At 52.2% G+C, this 13,194-nt stretch carries 13 protein-coding genes and 1 other annotated feature; of the genes, 7 read left to right on the top strand and 6 right to left on the bottom strand.

From position 1 onward, the window contains the following. Positions 1 to 39: 39 nt before the first annotated feature. Positions 40 to 393, bottom strand: a complete 354-nt coding sequence (gene hpf, locus ACF8D4_RS07790; RefSeq protein ID WP_054744341.1) for a ribosome hibernation-promoting factor, HPF/YfiA family — start codon at positions 391 to 393, stop codon at positions 40 to 42. A 312-nt stretch (positions 394 to 705) separates the two neighbouring features. Here hpf and ACF8D4_RS07785 point away from each other — a divergent pair, with 312 nt between their 5' ends. Then, on the top strand, positions 706 to 1,383 hold the full coding sequence (locus ACF8D4_RS07785; RefSeq protein ID WP_025010574.1) for a cytochrome b/b6 domain-containing protein: 678 nt from the start codon (positions 706 to 708) through the stop codon (positions 1,381 to 1,383). Positions 1,384 to 1,445: 62 nt separating this feature from the next. On the opposite strand, the gene ACF8D4_RS07780 is transcribed toward ACF8D4_RS07785, so the two are convergent. After that, on the bottom strand, positions 1,446 to 1,898 hold the full coding sequence (locus ACF8D4_RS07780; RefSeq protein WP_025010575.1) for a cytochrome c: 453 nt from the start codon (positions 1,896 to 1,898) through the stop codon (positions 1,446 to 1,448). A 197-nt stretch (positions 1,899 to 2,095) separates the two neighbouring features. On the opposite strand from ACF8D4_RS07780, the gene trpR reads away from it, so the two are divergent. After that, a complete protein-coding gene (gene trpR, locus ACF8D4_RS07775) occupies positions 2,096 to 2,371 on the top strand; it encodes a trp operon repressor (RefSeq protein WP_025010576.1) in 276 nt (91 codons plus the stop codon). 1 nt (position 2,372) lies between these two features. Here trpR and ACF8D4_RS07770 read toward each other — a convergent pair whose 3' ends face one another. From ACF8D4_RS07770 to ACF8D4_RS07760, 3 genes are all read right to left on the bottom strand, one after another. After that, a complete protein-coding gene (locus ACF8D4_RS07770; protein WP_345869955.1) occupies positions 2,373 to 2,753 on the bottom strand; it encodes a hypothetical protein in 381 nt (126 codons plus the stop codon). Positions 2,754 to 2,900: 147 nt separating this feature from the next. Next, positions 2,901 to 3,512 (bottom strand): peptidylprolyl isomerase, encoded by a 612-nt coding sequence (gene slyD, locus ACF8D4_RS07765; RefSeq protein ID WP_144379870.1) that lies wholly within the window; start codon positions 3,510 to 3,512, stop codon positions 2,901 to 2,903. A gap of 302 nt (positions 3,513 to 3,814) precedes the next feature. After that, positions 3,815 to 3,940 (bottom strand): hypothetical protein, encoded by a 126-nt coding sequence (locus ACF8D4_RS07760; protein WP_258180936.1) that lies wholly within the window; start codon positions 3,938 to 3,940, stop codon positions 3,815 to 3,817. A 77-nt stretch (positions 3,941 to 4,017) separates the two neighbouring features. Further along, positions 4,018 to 4,138, top strand: a sequence feature (Thr leader region). Positions 4,139 to 4,172: 34 nt separating this feature from the next. Here ACF8D4_RS07760 and thrA point away from each other — a divergent pair. From thrA to thrC, 3 genes are read left to right on the top strand one after another with little or no spacing between them, the layout of a single operon-like run. Continuing rightward, a complete protein-coding gene (gene thrA, locus ACF8D4_RS07755) occupies positions 4,173 to 6,638 on the top strand; it encodes a bifunctional aspartate kinase/homoserine dehydrogenase I (protein WP_392464873.1) in 2,466 nt (821 codons plus the stop codon). Beyond that, positions 6,635 to 7,594 carry a homoserine kinase gene (gene thrB / locus ACF8D4_RS07750; RefSeq protein WP_044734938.1) on the top strand — a complete coding sequence of 320 codons (960 nt, stop codon included), beginning with the start codon at positions 6,635 to 6,637 and terminating at the stop codon, positions 7,592 to 7,594. Before thrA ends, thrB begins: the two co-directional genes overlap by 4 nt. 38 nt (positions 7,595 to 7,632) lie before the next feature. After that, positions 7,633 to 8,916, top strand: coding sequence for a threonine synthase (gene thrC, locus ACF8D4_RS07745; protein WP_146507769.1), 1,284 nt, complete (start codon positions 7,633 to 7,635; stop codon positions 8,914 to 8,916). 151 nt (positions 8,917 to 9,067) lie between these two features. Here the strand turns inward: thrC and nfo are convergent, their stop codons facing one another. Then, entirely contained in the window at positions 9,068 to 9,922 is an 855-nt protein-coding gene (nfo, locus tag ACF8D4_RS07740) for a deoxyribonuclease IV (protein WP_045283538.1), read from the bottom strand. A 99-nt stretch (positions 9,923 to 10,021) separates the two neighbouring features. Here nfo and ACF8D4_RS07735 point away from each other — a divergent pair, with 99 nt between their 5' ends. Together ACF8D4_RS07735 and ACF8D4_RS07730 are read left to right on the top strand one after the other, a co-directional pair. Continuing rightward, the gene (locus ACF8D4_RS07735) at positions 10,022 to 12,031 is read left to right on the top strand and encodes an ATP-binding protein (protein WP_392464870.1); all 2,010 of its coding nucleotides are present in this window, start codon (positions 10,022 to 10,024) and stop codon (positions 12,029 to 12,031) included. Continuing rightward, positions 12,019 to 13,116, top strand: coding sequence for a response regulator transcription factor (locus ACF8D4_RS07730; protein ID WP_044734935.1), 1,098 nt, complete (start codon positions 12,019 to 12,021; stop codon positions 13,114 to 13,116). Before ACF8D4_RS07735 ends, ACF8D4_RS07730 begins: the two co-directional genes overlap by 13 nt. The last annotated feature ends 78 nt before the right edge of the window (positions 13,117 to 13,194 follow it).

The following is a 13,194-nucleotide window of genomic DNA, read 5'->3' as shown; positions in this document are numbered from 1 at the left end:
CGCACCCGGAGGTGCGCTGGTTAGTGGGAGATTGAAATATCAAGCTGCGTAATCCTCCTTATAATCATATTCGAACTCAGGTTCGGTGGCTTCGGTTTCCAAGGCACCACGCTGAGCTGTGGGTTTGTGGGTCAGGCGATTGAGCTGTTTTTCCAGCTTTTGTCCCATTGCATTTATGGCTGCGTAGAGATTTTCATGTTTCGCCTGGGCAAAAAGTTGTCCGTTGGCCAGTTTAATTGATGCTTCTATTTTAAAGAGTGGCCCTTCTGTGAGGATGATGACATGGGGATTAATCAACTGGGTATCGTAACGGTTCAGTTTGGCAAGGCGGCTCTCAACACGTTCACGGATAGCAGCTGTGACTTCAAATTGCTTGCTGGTGATCTTTAGCATATTGTCAAACCCTCTGTTGTTTCCTTGACTTCAGACTAACAATACCTGAGGTTAAAAATGTGATCCAGATCAATATTTGTGGCGAGTCAGAGAGCGTTTGTCACTTATTTGATCACTTAGACAAGTTTGGATAATTTTGCCCTAAAAAGCCTTGAACCCTTGTCAATAAAGGGTCATATTCGATGAGATCACTGAGTATCAGTCCTTTCCGATTGCCTCCTTCCCTCGCTTTAAATATCATCATGTTTGTCATCTACAACTCTTTACCCTTATGCCGTTTGGGCCAAAACGGGTGATAACAGGAAGTACTTTATGAATAACAACGAAGTTAAAGTGAAGGTCTGGGATATACCTGTGCGGGTGTTTCATTGGGGTATGCTGCTGCTCCTGGCCGGGCTATGGTGGAGCGCCGATCAGGGGGAGATGAGTTATCACCAGTTGTTTGCCTATAGTCTGATGATCTTGCTGGTGGTGCGGCTTATTTGGGGTTTTATCGGCAGCGACACAGCCCGTTTCAGCCACTTTGTCCGTCATCCCCGCCAGGCATTGGATTATCTTGCCAAGATGCGGGCCAAGCAGGCTCCTCATTCTTTAGGGCATAACCCTCTTGGGGGGTATATGGTGGTGCTATTGCTGGTAATCATCAGTCTGCAATTGGTGTCGGGTTTGTTTGCCACAGATGAGATATTTACCGAAGGGCCCTTGGTCTCCTATGTCAGCGGTGAAACCGCCAGTTGGTTTACCTGGTTACACAAGAAGAATTTCGATCTTTTATTGATCCTTGCCGGTATTCATGTGGCCGCCGTCTTGTTGCACCGCTTCAAAGGTGAAAAGCTGGTGGGGGCCATGTTCAGTGGCTATAAGCGCTTACCTGCTGCAGAAGCACAGCAGCCCAGATTTGCGTCTCTGATGTTGGCACTGGTGCTTTTGTTGGTGGTTGCCGTGCCTGTGGTGCACTTCTTGATGATGCCCGTGATCGGCATGTTGTAAGTTTCCAAGCATTAAAAAAGCCTGCTCAATGCAGGCTTTTTTAATGGAATCAACGAAAGAGCTTAGTCTTTCTTGTAGACGTCGTGGCAGCCTTTGCAGCTTTTGCCAACGGCACCGAAGGCTTTTTTCAGCTCATTCTTGTCGCCACCTTTGGCTGCTATGGCCAGGGCATCGGCATTGGTTTGCAGTTCTTTGAACTTGGCTTCAAAGTCAGCCTTGTCAGCCCAAATCTTGGCCAGGGCTTCAGTATTACCCTTGTCTGAACCGTCGATAAAGCCTTCCAGTGGCAGTTTCGCCAGGGCGGCCACATTGGCTGCACGCATAGCTGCAACATCGGCGTCAAAGTCTTTCTTGCCTTTGAGCATGGCACCGATATCACCGAAGTTATAGGCCATCAGGCTGAAACCAGACTGACGGTACTGGATGGCATCATCGCTGCTTTCAAAGTTGTGGGCCTGAACAGCTGTAGCGCTAAGCGCCGCGGTGGCGGCTAACATCAGTAAGTATTTTTTCATTATCATTCTCACAAGTTTGTGCGTTAATGTGACATTGCTTGGCTATTGTACACATTTTGTGTGACAGAGGGAGTAGGCTTTTTCAGTTTACATGTAAAGTTTTGTCAGTAACTGGCTGCTAAAACACGACTTTTTTTCGCAGGAAAACGAGGCTATACTGTGTTCACGTACCATTACGTGAACACGAATGAGTTTATATGCGCCCAGATTGGATATCAGTACTGGATAAGGTGCTGGCCCATAACAATCCAGAAGATCTTAATTGCCTGTTTGAGCTGCTGCTGACCGATGATGAAAGGCATGCCATCGCCGGCCGTTTGAAGGTGTTTCAGGTATTGCTTGAAGGGGAGATGAGTCAAAGACAGATAGCTGCCGAATATGAGGTGAGCATTGCGACAATCACCCGTTGCTCTAACTATTTGAAGCATATGCCCGCAGCGCTGAAAGAAAAGATCCGCGCCTTGATCCTTTGAGTTACACCAGGGGCTGTCGTGGCAATTTGTGGCGGCGGTAGAGGTGACGCTGACTCAGAATATAGCTTCCCCAGGCACAAATGAGCAGCCCCAGCAGTTGGTACACTTCCTTATCTGCAAATCTCAACAGCAGCATGCCCGACAGTAACCAGAGGAAAGGCAATCCTGCATACAGGGGTTCGGGCCAAAATCCTCCCCGTCGCAGGCGTTTGGGATCGCTGCGTCTGTGACTCGAACGCAAATTGTAAATCCAGGCCGCGGCCAATATAAGCAAAACGGAACCCAGGATCCCAAGTAGGGGATCGAGTAGATAGAGTGCCAGACTACCGGTAAAAAAATACAGATAGGGCAGGCTCTCATAGACCATTCTGGACAAGATCACGGGGCATTCCTTCGCATCCAGGTTATCTATTGATTCTAGTCCAAAGCAGGAGCCCCAGCCTTGTTTTCCAAAGTGGCATAAACAAAGAGTCCGGCGTTGGCCGGACTCTCGATTGATATCAGTAGTAGGCGTCGGTGTGACTGGCTATCAACCGCGGCAGCCGCAACCACCGTTACCGTCACAACCTTCTTTCTTGGTGCCTTCTTCGGCATCTGAGCTACAGCAACCGCCATGCTCGTGATCATGACCGCCACAGCATCCGCCGTGATCATGGCCGTGACCACCGCAACCACCATGGGCGTGGATATGGCCGTGGGCGACCTCTTCGGCCGTCGCTTCACGCACGTCCATCACTTCCACATTAAAGGTCAGTGATTGGCCAGCCAGAGGGTGGTTGCCATCAACGATAACACTGTTGTCCAGTACTTCGGTCACTTGTACCGGGCGCTGGCCCATTTCAGTTTCGGCGATAAAGCGCATGCCTGGTACTATGTCCTGGATATCGCCAAAGGCTTCCAGAGGAACTTCCTGGCGCAGACCATCGTGGTACGGGCCATAGGCTTCTTCGGCTTCTATGGTCACTTCCAGTGTATCGCCTTTGCCTTTGCCTTCCAGTGCCTTTTCAAGTCCCGGGATCAGGTTTTCCATACCGTGAAGGTAGACCATAGGATCTGCCTCAAAAGAACTTTCTATCAACTGACCCTTGGCGTCAGTCAGGCGGTAGTGAATGGTAACCGCGCTGTGTTGGGTGATTTGCATATCGCCTCCCGTTCAGAATGTGGCCGCATGATAACGTGCTTTTCCCGCGCTGGCGATATCCGAGCGTTGCTTATGCCAACTGTTGCACAGAGTTTTGCCATCATGATGACATTTTGGGTTGGAAAGGCACTAAAAAAGCCATTATTTTTCAAACGTCTTTCCAAAAATCTTGACTTGAGTGTTTTTGAACCCAGTAGGCTTTCACCTTGGTGTGCTCGACGGTTCCTGCTTGGCTGATACTCAGCTTTTATCCAATACACTTTACGTCAAGGTTAATTGCAATAAGGATATTTCGTTGATGCTTATCCAGTTAAAAACAGACTTTGGTGAGGCTTATTCAATAAGATTGCCATTTCATTAAAATTTTCATGAAAACGCCCCTTGACAAGGGCTACAAAAAAAAGCAATCCTGTTTGCATTGCTGTCATTCTCGGGCTCAACTCCTGAATGAACCGGCCTGAACACAAGAGAACGAAACGAGTATAGAAACCCTATGTATCAGCTAAGCTCAGTTGTAATTACCACCATTACAACCACCACCATTACCAGTGTGGGGGCGGGCTGACTATACCCTGAAGAATTGCAAACAAGAAGCCCGCTCCCCCCAAGGAGCGGGCTTTTTTGTTTCCTGGGCGGGCGCGGTATTTAAAGGAGAGATAGATGAAAGTAATGAAGTTCGGCGGTACCTCGCTGGCAAACTGGCAACGGTTTGAAATGGCAGCAGAAATAGTTCTGACCAGTGCCAGAGAAGACCAAGTGGCCACAGTGCTGTCGGCTCCGGCAACCGTAACCAACAATCTATTGGCCATGGTTGATATGGTATTGGCAAAGGGGGATGTCGACGAGGCGCTTGCCAAGGTGGCTGAGGTATTTGAAGCCTTGTATGCCGATGCATCTGTATCTCTCGCAGAGGAAGCCAGACAGCAGTTGAAGAAGGTATTGGCACAGCAACTGGCGAGTTGGCGGGCAAAATTGGCTGGGGTTCAGCTTCTGGGGGAGTGTCCTGACAGTGTGCGGGCCGAGATCCTGGTGGCTGGGGAGCGACTCTCGGCTGCCTTGATGGTTGAAGTGCTCAAGGCCAAGGGAGTCAGTGCAGGTTTACTCGACCCGAGAGAATTATTCCTCGGCGTCGGCACACCTCTGGAGTCTGTGGTGGATATCGCCGTCAGTAAGCCCAGATTTGCGTTGCTTAAACTCGATGAGCAGAGAGTGTGGGTCATGCCCGGGTTTACCGCCGCCGGTGCCGATGGCAAGGTAGTGACTCTGGGACGCAATGGTTCGGATTATTCGGCCGCAGTTTTGGCCGCTTGTCTGGATGCCGACAGCTGCGAAATCTGGACAGATGTCGATGGGGTATACAATACCGACCCCCGGGTGGTTGCCGATGCAAAGCTGCTCTCCCAGCTCAGTTACCAGGAGGCGATGGAGCTCTCCTACTTTGGCGCCAAGGTACTGCACCCCAAGACCATTTCACCCATAGCCCAGTTCCAAATCCCTTGCTACATCAAAAACAGTTTCAACCCCCAGGCGCCGGGTACTCTGGTATCCAATCTGCCGGATCAGACCGGGCTGCAGGTCAAGGCGATTTCCAATCTGGATAACCAAACCATGTTCAACGTCTCAGGCCCGGGAATGAAAGGCATGGTAGGCATGGCGTCGCGTATTTTGGAGTCCATCGCCAGAGCCAAGGTTTCGGTATCGCTGATCACTCAAAGCTCCAGTGAGTACAGCATCAGTTTCTGTGTGGCCACTTTGGATGCCCCCAGAGTTAAGTGGGCGCTGGAGCAGGAGTTTGAACTTGAGCTCAAGAGTGAGCTGTTGGAGCCGCTGGAGATGCGGGATCAACTGGCGATAGTGTCCCTGATAGGTGACGGTATGCGTACCCATAAGGGCGTGGCTGCGCGCTTTTTCCAGGCTCTGGCCCAGGCTAGTGTCAATATCATCGCCATTGCCCAGGGCTCGTCCGAGCGCTCCATTTCGGCCGTGGTCGAGCAGCGCAAGACGCGTCATGCGGTGGCGGCCTGTCACCAGGGCTTTTTCGATGTGCAGCAGTATCTCGATGTCTTCCTGGTTGGCGCCGGTAATATAGGCGCAGGCTTGCTGGAGCAGATAAAACAGCAGGAAGCTATGCTCAAGGAGCAACATATCAGTATTCGGGTTTGCGCCATCGCCAACTCAGGCAAGATGTTGCTCGATGCCGCCGGTATCTCCCTGGCCGATTGGCAGTCAAGGCTCAACGACTCGACACTAGCCTTTGATCTGACACAGATGTTGGCCTGGGCCAAAGAACAGCAGTTGCTCAATCCCGTATTGCTGGATTGCACCTCTTCGGATGTCATTGCCGGCCGTTATCTGGATGTGATGAATGCCGGTTTGCACGTGGTGACACCCAACAAGAAGGCCAATACCCGTGAGTTGGCTTTTTACCGCGCGCTGCGGCAAACCGCGCTGGCCCAGCGGCGCCAGTTCCTTTATGAAACCAATGTCGGCGCCGGTTTGCCGGTTATTGATAACCTGAAAAAGCTGCTGTTTGCCGGTGATAAGCTGCTGCGTTTCCAGGGGATACTCTCGGGTTCGCTGTCATTTATCTTCGGTATGCTGGATGAGGGGATGAGTCTGTCACAGGCCACGGCCATAGCCCGGGAAAAGTGCTTCACCGAGCCGGACCCCAGGGACGATCTCAATGGTATGGATGTAGCGCGCAAGGTGTTGATTTTGGCCCGGGAAGTGGGCTTGCCGCTGGAGCTGGATGATATTCAGGTGGAGTCTGTCTTACCGGATGACTTCGATGCATCAGGCGATGTGGCCCAGTTTATGGCGGCTCTTCCACAGCTGGATGCCGCCATTGCCGAGCGAGTCGCTGCCGCCCATGCCAAGGGTAAACGCCTGCGTTATGTCGGCCAGATAGATGAGTCAGGTTGCAGGGTGCGTATCGCCGAAGTGGCAGCCGATGATCCCCTGTTCAGCGTAAAAGGCGGCGAGAATGCGCTGGCTTTCTACAGCCGCTACTACCAGCCGATCCCCTTTGTGCTCAGAGGCTATGGCGCCGGTACTGAAGTCACTGCCGCCGGGGTGTTTGCCGACTTACTCAGAACCCTCAACTGGACTCGGGAGGTCAGCGCATGAGTCAGTTTATTCCCGCCAATGCACCTGTGACTGTCTATGCGCCCGCCTCTATGGGAAATGTCGGTGTCGGCTTTGATTTGCTGGGCGCTGCACTGGCCCCCATTGATGGCAGTTTGCTGGGGGATACAGTTACAGTGGGCCCAGCGCCTTGCGGCGTTTCTCTCACTCAACTTGGCCCCTGGGCTCATAAGCTGCCACAGGAGCCGCAGCAGAATATTGTTTATCGCTGCGCCGAGTTTTTCCTAGGTGAGGCCGGGATCAATCAAGGCGTTTCCTTGACCCTGTCCAAGAACCTGCCGGTTGGCAGTGGTCTTGGCTCCAGTGCCAGTTCAGTGGTGGCGGCGCTCTATGGTCTCAATGAGTATTTCGGCCGTCCCTATGATGAGCAGGCCTTGCTGGGGTTAATGGGGCGTTTTGAAGGGGAGATCAGTGGCTCGGTGCATTATGACAACGTGGCGCCTTGCTACTTGGGGGGATTGCAACTGATGCTGGATTTGCCCGGGCGTATCTGCGAGCCCTTGCCGGCCTTTGATTCCTGGTACTGGCTGGTGGCTTATCCCGGCATTTCATTGTCGACCGCCGCCATGCGCGCCTTGATGCCGAACCTATACGACAAGGGAACCTGCATAGAATTTGGCCGCAATCTCAGTGCCTTTGTTCATGCCTGTTATCGCCAGGATGAGGCGCTGGCGCTGACTGTGTTGAAAGATGTGTTGGCCGAACCCTATCGGGCCGAGGCTATTCCCGGGTATCAGGCGGCGCGGCGCGGATTGTCTGAGCTGGGTATGTTGGCCACCGGGATTTCCGGCAGTGGCCCAACCCTGTTTTCCATCAGCGCCGATCTGGCCCGCGCCGAGCAGGCCAAGCGCTACCTGGAACAACACTATTTAACCGAAGCGGGCGGCTTTGCTCACATCTGCCGCCTGGATATGCAAGGCACCCGGGTATTGTCCTGAAACGCATTTTCATCCAAAAAAGAATTTAAGGCATCAATATGGAACTCTATAACCTCAAGCACCCGGCACAGCGGGTAAGTTTTACTGAAGCGCTCAAGCTGGGTCTTGGCATGGACCGAGGGCTCTTTTTCCCAACCCGGATCCCGAAACTGGCAGATGTCGATGCCCTGTTGGCTCTGCCTTTTGTTGAGCGCAGCAAGCAGATACTCGGTGCTTGGCTCGCCGATGAACTGGGGCAGGACTGTGTCGATAAACTGGTGGAGAAGGCGTTTAATTTCCCTCTGCCGCTGGTGCAGGTGGATGAGCAGCGCAGTTGTCTGGAGCTGTTTCATGGGCCAACCTTGGCTTTCAAGGACTTCGGTGCCCGCTTTATGGCTCAGTGTCTCAATCAGCTTGGCGGCTCAGAACCGCTGACTATTTTGACCGCTACCTCAGGGGATACAGGCGCGGCGGTGGCCGATGCCTTCTTTGGCCTGGATAAGGTGCGGGTGATGGTGCTCTATCCCAAGGGCAAGATCAGTGAGTTGCAGGAGAAGATGTTTGCCACTCTGGGCGGCAATATTCACACAGTTGCGGTCGAAGCCGACTTCGATGCCTGTCAGCACTTGGTCAAGCAAGCCTTTGAAGACAGTGATATTCGTGACGGTTTGCACCTCAACTCGGCCAACTCCATCAACATCAGCCGTTTGCTGGCGCAGATCTGTTATTACTTTGAAGCGGTCGCCCAGCATAGAAAGCAGCATCAATCGGCGCCGGTTGTCAGTGTCCCCAGTGGTAACTTCGGTAACCTGACCGCGGGTCTGCTGGCCAAAGCCATGGGATTGCCCATCAAGCGTTTTGTGGCGGCCACCAACAGCAATGATACTGTACCGCGCTATTTGAGTTTTGGTGATTGGGCGCCGCGGCAAACTGTTGCGACCATGTCCAACGCCATGGATGTGTCCGAGCCGAGCAACTGGCCGAGAGTGGAAGCGATTTTTGCCGAGATGAAATGGCCGCTGTCTGACTTGTCCGGCTTGGCGCTTTCCGAGGGGCAAACCCGTCAGGCCATGTTAGCGCTTGAGCAGACAGGTTATCTGGCAGAGCCCCATGCAGCGGTGGCCGCCGAGGCACTGCGTTTGTCTCTGCAGGATGAAGAGCAGGGGATTTTTCTGGCGACGGCACATCCGGCCAAATTCAAGGATGTGGTCGACCGCGAGTTGAACACCAGTCTGCCACTGCCACAGGCATTGCAAAGGGTGGCTGATAAGCCGCTGCTGTCGGCTGTTCTGCCGGCCGATTTTGATAGTCTTAAACAGCACATGTTTGCGGTGTTGAACTAAGGCTTTGGCTCGGCTCTTGGTTCAGCCCTTGAAGGTCGATAGGGCTGCCAAGGATTGAATTTAGTGCAGCAATTATCCCAAAAGCCGCATCATTTGCGGCTTTTTACTGGGGTAGTCAGGAGATTGAATCGACGGAGAGCGAATGGATGGTTTAGCGGCTAAGGCTGTTCAGCCAGGCAATTTCTTCGGGCCAGATCTCCGGGCGTATGGTTTCCAATATCAAGGGTATCCCCTTGGTGGCTGGGTGGCCGAGAATATACTCGAAAGCGGTTTTGCCTATTTCGCCCATGCCCAGGGAGTCGTGGCGATCGACCCGGCTGCCGAGTCCCGTCTTGCTGTCGTTGAGGTGCATGCCCTTGAGGTATTGAAAGCCCACTATGCGGCCAAAGGCGTCAAAGCTTTCCCGGCAGCTTTCCTGAGTGCGAATGTCGTAACCCGCGGCAAACATATGGGCGGTATCCAGGCAAACACCGACTCTGGATTTATCCTCAACCCCGTCAATGATCTGCGCCAGTTGTTCAAAGCTGTGTCCCAGGTTGGAGCCTTGTCCCGCGGTATTTTCGATGACGGCACAGACGCCATCACAAGCTGCCAATGCCAGGTTGATTGAATCGCTGATGTTACGCAGACAGTGGTTTTCACTTATCTGTCGCAAGTGGCTGCCTGGATGAAAGTTCAGCAAGGTTAATCCTAACTGTTTGCAACGAAGCATCTCATCGACAAAGGCATCGCGGGATTTTTCCAGCAGCAAGGGATCCGGGTGTCCCAAGTTAATCAGGTAGCTGTCGTGGGGTAGAATCGCCTCGGGTCTGAACCCCAATTTTTGGCAGTTTTCCTGAAAGGCGGCGATGGACTGCTCGGTTAAAGGTGCTGCCTGCCAGCGACGTTGATTCTTGGTAAACAGTGCAAAGGCACTGGCCCCTATCTTGTGGGCATTGAGCGGAGCATTTTCCACACCACCCTGGGCGCTGACATGGGCTCCAACCCACCTTTCCTGACTCGTCACCCAGACTCCTCTATAGCGTTTGGCAAGCTGGATAAGTCGCTAATATTGCAAACTTGTCTATGCTTGAATGACTGAAAAACAACGGAAAGGGACTTTAACGTGTTTTCCTCTGAGGCTCAAACCGAATTCCCTGGCGACTGGTCCCGACTGCTGATTGAACTGGCTAAATTGCAACTGGGTTTGACCCAGGGACAGGACGTATTGCCGGCCCTGTGCCAGACCCTGGTACATGCCTCAGGGGCAGAGGCTTTGCTGATGGTGGAACGCTCAGAGTTGGGCGCCAACGATATGCCGGAATCAGTCACTTGTTGGTGTCGGGATCCGGTTATCTATTTGACGCTTTGGAGCAGTGTTAATCAATGGGCCAAAGAAGCGAGCCAACAAGGGCTTCATCAATGGCTGAAGTTTACCGTCTGGCCAATCAAAGATTCAGATCTATTGCTGTTTTTCCACTCATCTGCTCCCGGTTGGTTTGAGTCTTTGGCCTCATTCCAGGCCAGTATCGGCCCCTTGGTGGGGGCCATCTATCAATGTCAGCTCAGCCGCAGTTCATCACAGTCGGCAGAGGATGAACTCTGCTTCAAGGCTGTTATAGACGGTGCCGACAGTTTATTACTGCTATTTAGTCTTGAAACTGAGCGAGAACCCATCCTTTACGCCAACCCGGCAGCCACAGCTGTGACCTTATATGCCAACCGGGAATTGGTGGGCGCCAATTTAACCGGCTTGTTGTTTGAAGGCGAAGAAAGTGACTCCTTTAGGGAGCAGTTGCGCCGTAAGGGCAGTTATACCGGGGAACTTTGGTGTCATAAGGGCGATGGCGGCAGGGAGTTATTGCATCTCAATTGTTACTGTATTTCCCAAAGTCGGCGCATATACGCCGTTATAGGTCGCGATTACAGCGAGCAGCATCAATTGCAGCAGGCCGTGGCCAGAACCCAGAAGATGCAGGCCATTGGTGAGTTGGTCGGCGGCATAGCCCACGACTTCAACAATATTCTCGGGGTATTGAAGGGTAACCTGGAGTTAATGCAGCTTAAAACCTCTGATCCCAAAGCTGAAAAATACCTCAATACCGCCTTTAAGGCCTGCCAGCGAGGCACAGATCTGACCCGCAGACTGTTGTCGTTTTCGCGCCAGGAACAGTTCAATGCCGAGCCTTGTCAGGTCAATGAGGTGATTGAAGGTTTGCAGGAGTTGTTTGCCAAGTCATTGACCAGTCAAATAACGCTGAGTATTGAGCTGGCACCGGATAACAAACCTGTGATGCTCGACAAAGGGGAGCTTGAAGACGCCTTATTGAATCTGCTGCTCAATGGTCGCGATGCCATGGAGGGCAAGGGAGAACTCAAGATACGTACCGGCAGTTGCTATTTGAGTGGTTATCTACCCGGGATCGCCATAGGCAAGACCCAGGTAGAGCCCGGGCATTATGTATGGATCAGTGTGATTGATGGCGGCAGTGGTATTCCTGAAGCCTTTCAGGACAAGGTATTCGACCCGTTCTTCACCACCAAGGGCAAGAGTAAGGGCACAGGTCTTGGACTGGCCATGGTGTACGGTTTTGTTAAACGTTCCAAGGGTTATATCGCCATCCTGAACACAGGCGCCGCCGGCACTGAATTCAGATTATGGTTCCCGCAGAGTCGTAAGTTGGCGACTGAGCCACAACTCAGTACCCATACGGGGGAATTGCCCAGAGTCAGGCGTCCGATAAAGGCGATAGTGGTGGATGATGAGCCTGAGATGCTGGAAGTGATGGCCGACTATTGCGACCTGCTGGGGATAGAGGCGGAGCTGTTCCATGATCCCCTCACAGTGCTGCAACGCTACGAGCAGCAGCGTTGTGATGCCGAGCTTCTTATCACAGATGTGTTGATGCCTGGCGGTATCAACGGCTACGAACTTGCACAAAAACTCAATGTTAAACACTCACTGCTTGTGTTGCTGATCTCCGGCTTTATTCAGGACATAGGTATTTCCAGCGCCGATGAGATGCCGTTTCCGGTACTGCATAAACCCTTTGATCTGACAGGATTGATTCTGGCACTCAAGCAGGTGGGAATTAGATTTGCTGATGACAGTAAGGGAGAGTTATGGACAATTTAACTGTCTGGGTAGTGGATGATGATGTTGATTATCTGGCTTTGATAGAGGAAGTCTTACAGGATGATTACTCCGTCAAAGTGTTTGATTCGGCAGCAGCTTATTTGGCGGCGTTGGAGTCGGCGACACCGGAAATTATCCTGATGGATATCAATCTGCCGGATTCCAGCGGTGTGGAGTTATGTGCTCACTTGCAATCACAGGGGCGAGAGGCGTCAGTGGTATTTGTTTCCGGTATGAATACCCTCAATGAGCGCCTCAAGGCCTATGAGGCCGGGGCGGTAGACTTTATCGCTAAACCCTTTGAGCTGAAAGAGCTGTTGGCCAAGGTACGCAGTGTGGCGCAATATCAACAGCGCAAACAGTCTCTGATGCAGGCCGAGTCCATGTCGAGAAATATGGCGTTTCAGTCCATGAGTGAATCGTCCCAATATGGCTGCGTGCTGCAATTCTTCCGCCAATGTTTTCTTTGTAACAACTACCGTGCCCTTGCCGATGCCTTTTTTGAGCTGATGACTCAGCTCAACCTCAATACCTGTCTGGAAATACGCACAGACAGCGCCGAATATTTTGTGCCGGACAATACCCAGATAAGCCCGATAGAAGCCAATATCTTTGAACTTTTGGACAAACAGGGACGCCTGTATGACTTTGGCAACCGAACCATGTGCAATGACAAGCATGTGTCATTCTTGATCAAGAATATGCCGGTCAAGGATGAGGTGCTTTACGGCCGCCTCAGGGATGTGATTGCCGTTGTGGTCGAAGGATTAGAGGCTAGGGTATTGGACATAGAGCGTCAGCAGATGCTGCGACGGGTGATGGATAGGTTACACCTGCTGATGAAGCAGTTGGGTGATTCCATGCAGCAACAGGATCAGCGCTTCTGCGATACCTTATCGGGGATCACTACTGAAATTCGCAGTAGCTTTCATGTGCTGGACATGACAGAAGAGCAGGAGAGTTATTTTACCTCCATGGTTGAGCGACATCTGCGCGAAGCCAGCTCTGCCGGTGAAGCCTTCAATCGTATCCGTGGCTCTCTCAAAGAGATGCTGGTGATGATGGAGGAAAGCCAAGGGGGCTGAGGCGCCTGGCCCGCTTTTGGGGCAAGCAGCGTAAAGGCATTGAAGATTATACAAGGTGCTAATTTATGAATTATTGAT

Source organism: Shewanella sp. YQ_9 (assembly GCF_043103185.1).
In the GTDB taxonomy this organism is placed as follows: domain Bacteria; phylum Pseudomonadota; class Gammaproteobacteria; order Enterobacterales; family Shewanellaceae; genus Shewanella; species Shewanella algae.
The sequence above is the reverse complement of the archived record's forward strand: the minus strand, read 5'-3'. Positions and strand labels throughout refer to the sequence as shown.

Coding starts and splice junctions, on each gene's coding strand:
- thrC (WP_146507769.1), top strand. CDS start 7,633: ATGGAACTCTATAACCTCAAGCACCCGGCACAGCGGGTAAGTTTTACT.
- ACF8D4_RS07730 (WP_044734935.1), top strand. CDS start 12,019: ATGGACAATTTAACTGTCTGGGTAGTGGATGATGATGTTGATTATCTG.
- ACF8D4_RS07785 (WP_025010574.1), top strand. CDS start 706: ATGAATAACAACGAAGTTAAAGTGAAGGTCTGGGATATACCTGTGCGG.
- thrA (WP_392464873.1), top strand. CDS start 4,173: ATGAAAGTAATGAAGTTCGGCGGTACCTCGCTGGCAAACTGGCAACGG.
- ACF8D4_RS07780 (WP_025010575.1), bottom strand. CDS start 1,898: ATGAAAAAATACTTACTGATGTTAGCCGCCACCGCGGCGCTTAGCGCT.
- hpf (WP_054744341.1), bottom strand. CDS start 393: ATGCTAAAGATCACCAGCAAGCAATTTGAAGTCACAGCTGCTATCCGT.
- ACF8D4_RS07760 (WP_258180936.1), bottom strand. CDS start 3,940: ATGACAGCAATGCAAACAGGATTGCTTTTTTTTGTAGCCCTTGTCAAG.
- thrB (WP_044734938.1), top strand. CDS start 6,635: ATGAGTCAGTTTATTCCCGCCAATGCACCTGTGACTGTCTATGCGCCC.
- slyD (WP_144379870.1), bottom strand. CDS start 3,512: ATGCAAATCACCCAACACAGCGCGGTTACCATTCACTACCGCCTGACT.
- trpR (WP_025010576.1), top strand. CDS start 2,096: ATGCGCCCAGATTGGATATCAGTACTGGATAAGGTGCTGGCCCATAAC.